Below are 6696 nucleotides of genomic sequence, written 5' to 3'. Positions count from 1 at the left end.
GGCGAGCCCCGCCGCCCGCGCCCGCTCGACCGCGGTGGGCAGAGCCGCGAGCAGGGCATCCACCTCGGCGACCGTGGTGTGCGGGCCGAGCGTCGCCCGCAGCGCGCCGCGCGCATCCTGCTCGCTCAGTCCCATGGCCAGAAGCACGTGCGAGGGCTCAGGCACCCCGGCCTGGCAGGCCGAGCCGGTCGAGAGCGCGAAGCCCTCGGCGTCGAGCAGCATGAGCAGCGAGTCGCCCTCGGCGCCCGGCACGGTGAAGTGCAGGGTGCCGGGCAGGGCGAGGGCTTCGAGGTCGGCATCCGGCTCGCGATCGCTCGCACCGGTACTCGCACCCGCGAGCGCACCCGCGGCCCCGCGCAGCACCGCCTCGGGCACGCTGCTGCGGATGCCCCGCGCCAGCCGATCGCGCAGCGCGCGCTTGTGCGCGGCCCGCTCGTCGAGCTCGGCGTGCGCGCGCTCGGCCGCCAGCGCGAAGGCCACAGCGCCCGCGGCATCCATCGTGCCCGAGCGGCCCCGCTGCTGGCCGCCGCCGTGCTGCAACGGCACGAGCTCCCAGCCGCGGCGCAGCACGAGCGCGCCGACGCCGACGGGCCCGCCGACCTTGTGGGCCGAGAGCGAGACGGCCGCGACCCCCGGCGGCAGCGGGTCGAGCCGCACCTGGCCGTAGGCGGCGATCGCGTCGACATGCACGGGCACCCCCACCGCCGCGGCGAGCGCCGCGGCTTCGGCGACGGGCTGCACGGTGCCGACCTCGTTGTTGGCGTGCAGCATCGTCAGCAGGGCCACGTCGTGGCCGTCTCCGAGCGCCTCGGCGAGCGCGTCGAGGCGCAGGCTGCCGATCGCGTCGACCTCGAGCCACACGACCTCGCCGCCCTGGTGCGCCGCGAGCCACTCGACGGCGTCGAGCGCCGCGTGGTGCTCGGTGCGCGGGGCCAGGATGCGCCGACGGCGATCGTGCGCCCGCGACCAGTACAGCCCCTTGATGGCCAGATTGACCGCTTCGGTGCCCCCACCGGTGAGCGTCACCTCGATGGGATCGACGCCGAGCGTGGCCGCGATGCGCGCGCGCGCGTCGTCGAGCACGGCGCGAGCGCGCTGGCCCGCCGAGTGAATCGACGATGGGTTGCCCACGAGCTGCAGCGCCTCGAGATAGACCGCCCGCACCTCATCGCTCATGGGCGTCGTGGCGGCATGGTCGAGATAGATCACGCTCGACTCCTCTCGGGTCGCGGCCGCCGGCCCCGTGGGGTGAACGGGGCCTCTCCGTCGTTGACCTAGCCTAAGACGCATGGCGACGATGGACACCCTCGCGCACCTGGGCGTGCGGCAGACGCCGCGAGGCGGCGAGCTGCGGGTGTGGAGCGCGAACGCGACCGCGATCGAGCTGTGCATCTTCGCGACCGACGACCCCACGTGGATCGCCGAGACGCACGATCTGCAGCGCAACCGCTTCGGGGTCTGGCACACGACGAGCCGCTCGCTCGCCCCCGGCACGCGCTACGCCCTGCGGGTCGACGGACCCGATGGCGCCACGCACGCCTTCGATCGCGAGCGCCTGCTGCTCGATCCCTACGCGCGCGGGCTCGCGCGCACGCCCGACGGCGAGTGGCGCAGCTACGTGCAAGACGACGCCTTCGACTGGGCGGGCGTGCAGAAGCCGCGCATCCCGCTCGATCACACGGTGCTCTACGAAGCCCACGTCAAAGGCCTCACCAAGCTCGCCCCCGAGCTGCCCGATGAGCTGCGTGGAACCTACGCCGGACTCGCGCACCCCGCGACGATCGCCTACCTGAAAGACCTCGGCATCACGACGATCGAGCTGCTGCCCGTGCACCAGTTCGTGAGCGAGCAGCGCCTGCAGGGCCAGGGGCTCGTCAACTACTGGGGCTACAACACCCTCAACTTCTTCACCCCGCATGCCGCCTATGCCACGCGCTCTGCCCAGTTCGGCGGCACGGGCGCGGTGCTGCGCGAGTTCAAGGGCATGGTCAAGCTGCTGCACGAGGCAGGCCTCGAGGTCGTGCTCGACGTCGTCTACAACCACACCTCCGAAGAGGGCCCCGAGGGGCCCACCACGAGCTTTCGGGGCATCGACGCCGCGAGCTACTACCGGCAGACTCCCGACGGCGCCTACATCGACACCACGGGCTGCGGCAACACGATCGACTTCTCGCTGCCGGCCGCGCAGCGCCTCGTGCTCGACTCGCTGCGCTACTGGGCGAACGAGGTGCAGGTCGACGGGTTCCGCTTCGACCTCATGGCGACGCTCGGCCGCAATGCGGGGGCCGAGTTCGACCCCGAGCACCCGCTGCTGCGCGCCATTCTCGACGACCCGGCGCTGCAGGGCGTGAAGATGATCGCCGAGCCGTGGGATGTCGGCATGGGCGGGTGGCAGGTCGGCCGTTTTCCGCAGGGCTACCACGAGTGGAACGACGGGTTCCGTGATCGCGCGCGCGCCTTCTGGTTGACGGATGCCGGCGCGGCCCGCGCGCACGGCACGGCTCCCGAGGGCATCGGCTCGCTCGCCCGGCGCATCACCGGCAGCGCCCACGTCTTCGCGCAGGATCGCGGGCCGCTCGCGAGCGTCAACTTCATCACGGCGCACGACGGCTTCACGGTGGCCGATCTGACCGCCTACAACGTCAAGCACAACATCGGCAACGGCGAAGACAACCGCGACGGAACCGACAACAACCGCTCCTACAACTTCGGAGTGGAAGGACTCACCGACGACCCGGTCATCACGACCGCGCGACGCAAAGCCATGCGCAACCTGCTCGCGACCCTGCTGCTGAGCGCGGGCATGCCCATGATCACGGCGGGCGACGAAGTGGGCCGCAGCCAGCGCGGCAACAACAACGCGTACTGCCATGACAGCGAGCTGACCTGGCTCGACTGGAATCACGACGGCTGGCAGCAAGACCTGTACCGCGTCGTGCAGCGACTGCTGCGCTTGCGGCGCGAGAACCCGGCGTTGCGACCCGTGCGCTACGGCCGCTGGGGTGAGACCGTACCCAACGCGACGCAGATGGACTGGTACAACAAAGAGGGCCTCGCGATGACGATGGAGGACTGGGACTCGCCCGCGGAGCGCACCCTGCAGTACCTCGCCGCCTCGACCCCCGAGTTCGAGGAGTTCAACCGCATCCTGCTCGTCGTGCACGGCATCGAGGAGTCGGTCGAAGTCACCCTGCCCGCCCACGAGGGCGTCGACGGCTACACCCTGCTGTGGGACAGCTCGCACGACGACATCAGCGAGCTCGTGTCAGAGCACGCGCCGGGCGAGACGCTCGTCGTGGGCCCGACGTCGATGCTGCTGTTCCGCGCGCATGGCTAGAGCCGGTTCCTCCGCCCCGGGCACGCCCGCGACGGTGGCGCTCGTCGCGGCGGGCATCCCGTTCACCGCCCACACCTACGCGCACGACCCCGCGACGACGAACTACGGCCTCGAGGCCGCGACGGCGCTCGCGCTCGACCCCGATCGCGTGTTCAAGACGCTGCTCGCCGATGCTGACGGCCGGCTCGTCGTCGGCATCGTTCCGGTCACGGAGATGCTCGATCTCAAGTCGCTCGCCGCGGCCGTCGGCGCCAAGCGCGCCGTCATGGCCGAGCCGGCCCTCGCCGAGCGCAAGACGGGATACGTCGTCGGCGGCATCTCACCCATCGGGCAGAAGACCGCGCTGCCGACCGTGCTCGATGAGACCGCCGCGCTCTGGCCGACGATCTACGTCTCGGGCGGACGCCGGGGCTTCGACATTGAGCTCGCCCCCGACGACCTGCTGCGCATCACGGGCGGCCGGCTCGCCGACATTGCGCGCTGACTGGCGGGGGTGCTGACCCGCCGGGCGCGGCGAGCGCCCGGCGGGTGTGCGACCAGCGTGCGGTCAGTGCGCGACGGCGACGAGGCCGAGCTCAGCCGGGTTGGCGAGCAGCGCGTGCTTCGGGGTGACCCGCACGTTGTAGCCGAACGAGCCCGAGCGCGCGAGCGGCACCGTGCCGACGAACGTCGCGGGCTGGCCCAGCTCGTGCTCGGCCAGCTCGAGCGGCTGGCGCCGAACATCCACGAGGTCATCGCCGTTGCGCGCACGACCGAAGGCAACCTCGACGAGCACGTCGTCGGGCGAGAGCCCCGCGAGCTGCACGTGGGCCCGCACCTTCAGCTCGTCGCCCACCTGGGGCGACTGCACGCCGCCCGACTCGACGTGCGTCACGGCGACGTGCGGCCACTCGTGAGCCACGCGGGCCTTCCAGGCGGCGAGCTCGCGCGCGGGACGGTTGCCGTCGGCCGTGATGGCGCGCTCGGCGTGCGCGGCGGGCACGTAGAGCCGCTCGACGTACTCGCGCACCATGCGGTCGGCCGAGAGCTCGGGCGAGAGCGTCGCGAGCGTGTGGCGGATGCTCTGCAGCCAGCGCCGCGGCAGCCCCTCGGCGTCGCGGTCGTAGTAGCGCGGCGCGATCTGGTGCTCGATGAGGTCGTACATGGCCTCGGCCTCGAGCTTGTCGCGCTCGGCGCCATCACCCGCGGCGTCGGCGGTGGGGATCGCCCAGCCGTTCTCGGCGTCGTAGTACTCGTTCCACCAGCCGTCGAGGATCGACAGGTTGAGCGAGCCGTTGAGGGCCGCCTTCATGCCGGATGTTCCGCACGCCTCGAGCGGACGCAGCGGGTTGTTCAGCCAGATGTCGGTGCCCGGGTAGAGCACGCGCGCCATGCCGATATCGTAGTTGGGCAGGAACACGATGCGGCGGCGCAGTTCGGGCTCGGCCGCGAACTGCACGAGCTTCTGGATGAGCGCCTTGCCGCTGTCATCGGCGGGGTGCGACTTGCCGGCGATGACGAGCTGCACGGGTCGCTCGGGGTGCGTGAGCAGGGCGCGCAGGCGATCCGGGTCGTGCAGCATGAGCGTCAGCCGCTTGTAGGTCGGAACGCGGCGCGCGAAGCCGATCGTGAGCACGTCGGGGTCGAGCAGCTCGCTCATCCAGCTCGGCGCGGCGACACCCGGGTTCTGCTCGGCCCACGCGGCCGTGACGCGCTCGCGCGCGTCGGTCACGAGCTGCTGGCGCATCGCGCGGCGCACCGACCACAGGTCGGCATCGGTCACGGCCTCTGACCGCCAGTCGCACGACGAGGTCTCGTAGGTGCCGAGCTTCTGCTTCGCGAGCGCGACCATGAGCGGGTCGGTCCAGGTGGGGGCGTGCACGCCGTTCGTCACCGAGGTGATCGGCACGTCATCCTGATCGAAGCCCTGCCAGAGCGCCCCGAACATGCCGCGCGAGACGTCGCCGTGCAGCTTGCTCACGCCGTTGGCGCGCTGAGCGAGCCGCAGCCCCATGACCGCCATGTTGAAGACGGCGCGGTCGCCGCCCTCGTAGTCTTCGGTGCCGAGCGCGAGCACATCATCCGCGCTCACGGCGGGCAGCAGATCGGTCGAGAAGTAGCGCTCGATGAGCTCGCCGTCGAAGCGGTCGATGCCCGCCGGAACAGGGGTGTGCGTCGTGAAGAGCGTGCCGGCGCGCACGACCTGCAGGGCCTCGGTGAAGCTGAGCCCCTCGGCGATGAGGTCGCTGATGCGCTCGAGACCGAGGAACCCGGCGTGGCCCTCGTTGGTGTGGAACACCTCGGGAGCGGGCGTGCCCGTGACGTCGACGTAGCGCTTGATGGCGCGCACGCCGCCGATGCCGAGCAGCAGCTCTTGCAGCAGCCGGTGCTCGCCGCCCCCGCCGTAGAGGCGATCGGTGACGCCGCGCAGCTCGTCGCTGTTGTCGTGGATGTCGGTGTCGAGCAGCAGCAGCACCACGCGACCGACCTGCATCTGCCAGACGCGCGCGTGCAGCGCTTCGCCGCCCGGCAGGCTCAGCGAGATGCGCACGGCGCTGCCGTCGTGCTCGCGCAGCATCTGCATGGGCAGACCGTCGGGGTCGATAAGCGGGTAGCTCTCTTTCTGCCAGCCGTCGCGGTCGATCGCCTGGCGGAAGTAGCCGGCGCGGTAGAACAGGCCGACGCCGATGAGGGGCAGCCCCAGGTCGCTCGCGCTCTTGAGGTGGTCGCCGGCGAGGATGCCGAGCCCGCCCGAGTACTGCGGAATCGCCGACGCGATGCCGAACTCGGGCGAGAAGTAGGCGATGCGCTGCGGGGCGTCGGGCAGCGACTGGTACCAGCGCGGCTGCTCGAGGTAGGCGGCGAGATCGGCGCGCAGCGACTCGGCCTCGGCCATGAAGGCCGGGTCGGCGGCGAGCTCGTCGAGCCGCGCGGGGTCGACCGCGCCGAGCAGGGCGACCGGGTCGTGGTCGAGATCCTCCCAGCGCTGCGGGTCGATGCGCGCGAACAGCGCCTTGGTCGGCTCGTGCCACGACCAGCGCAGGTTGGCGGCGAGCGCCGCGACCGCGGCGAGCGACTCGGGCAGAACGGTACGGACGGTGAAGCGGCGGATCGCCTTCACGCTCATCACTCCTCGGCACGGGGCGTGGTGGGGGCACCCCGCGTTTCACTCTAGGCGAGCGGGAGGAGGGTCGGGAACCGGTTCCAGCCCGAGCAGCAGTCACGACAGCAGCACCGGCGCCCTTAACGACGAACAGGACCGGACTCGCGATTGGGGGGAATCGAGTCTCGGTCCTGCACCACGGGGCCGTTCGGGTCGCACCGTGCTAGTCGGGGAACGCTCGGGCGGCTTCGGGTATGCCACCGGTTCGTTTTCCGAA

4 protein-coding genes are annotated in these 6696 nt (G+C 71.4%); 2 read left to right on the top strand and 2 right to left on the bottom strand.

Translation table 11 applies throughout. The features are described 5' to 3' along the window. Positions 1-1209, bottom strand: a 1209-nt coding sequence (locus tag ACK4HH_RS09315; protein ID WP_409651023.1) for a cysteine desulfurase family protein, incomplete at its 3' end; no start/stop codon positions are given. Between the two features lie 79 nt (positions 1210-1288). On the opposite strand from ACK4HH_RS09315, the gene glgX reads away from it, so the two are divergent. Together glgX and ybaK are read left to right on the top strand one after the other, a co-directional pair. Further along, entirely contained in the window at positions 1289-3337 is a 2049-nt protein-coding gene (gene glgX / locus ACK4HH_RS09310) for a glycogen debranching protein GlgX (protein WP_409651021.1), read from the top strand. Then, a complete protein-coding gene (ybaK, locus tag ACK4HH_RS09305) occupies positions 3330-3821 on the top strand; it encodes a Cys-tRNA(Pro) deacylase (RefSeq protein WP_409651019.1) in 492 nt (163 codons plus the stop codon). Before glgX ends, ybaK begins: the two co-directional genes overlap by 8 nt. Before the next feature lie 63 nt (positions 3822-3884). Here ybaK and glgP read toward each other — a convergent pair whose 3' ends face one another. Beyond that, a complete protein-coding gene (gene glgP / locus ACK4HH_RS09300) occupies positions 3885-6437 on the bottom strand; it encodes an alpha-glucan family phosphorylase (protein WP_409651017.1) in 2553 nt (850 codons plus the stop codon). Positions 6438-6696: the final 259 nt, after the last annotated feature.

Source organism: Microcella sp., assembly GCF_046296455.1.
In the GTDB taxonomy this organism is placed as follows: domain Bacteria; phylum Actinomycetota; class Actinomycetes; order Actinomycetales; family Microbacteriaceae; genus Microcella.
Note: the sequence above shows the minus strand (reverse complement) of the source record. Positions and strands in the feature narration are given on the sequence as shown.

Coding starts and splice junctions, on each gene's coding strand:
- ybaK (WP_409651019.1), top strand. CDS start 3,330: ATGGCTAGAGCCGGTTCCTCCGCCCCGGGCACGCCCGCGACGGTGGCG.
- glgX (WP_409651021.1), top strand. CDS start 1,289: ATGGCGACGATGGACACCCTCGCGCACCTGGGCGTGCGGCAGACGCCG.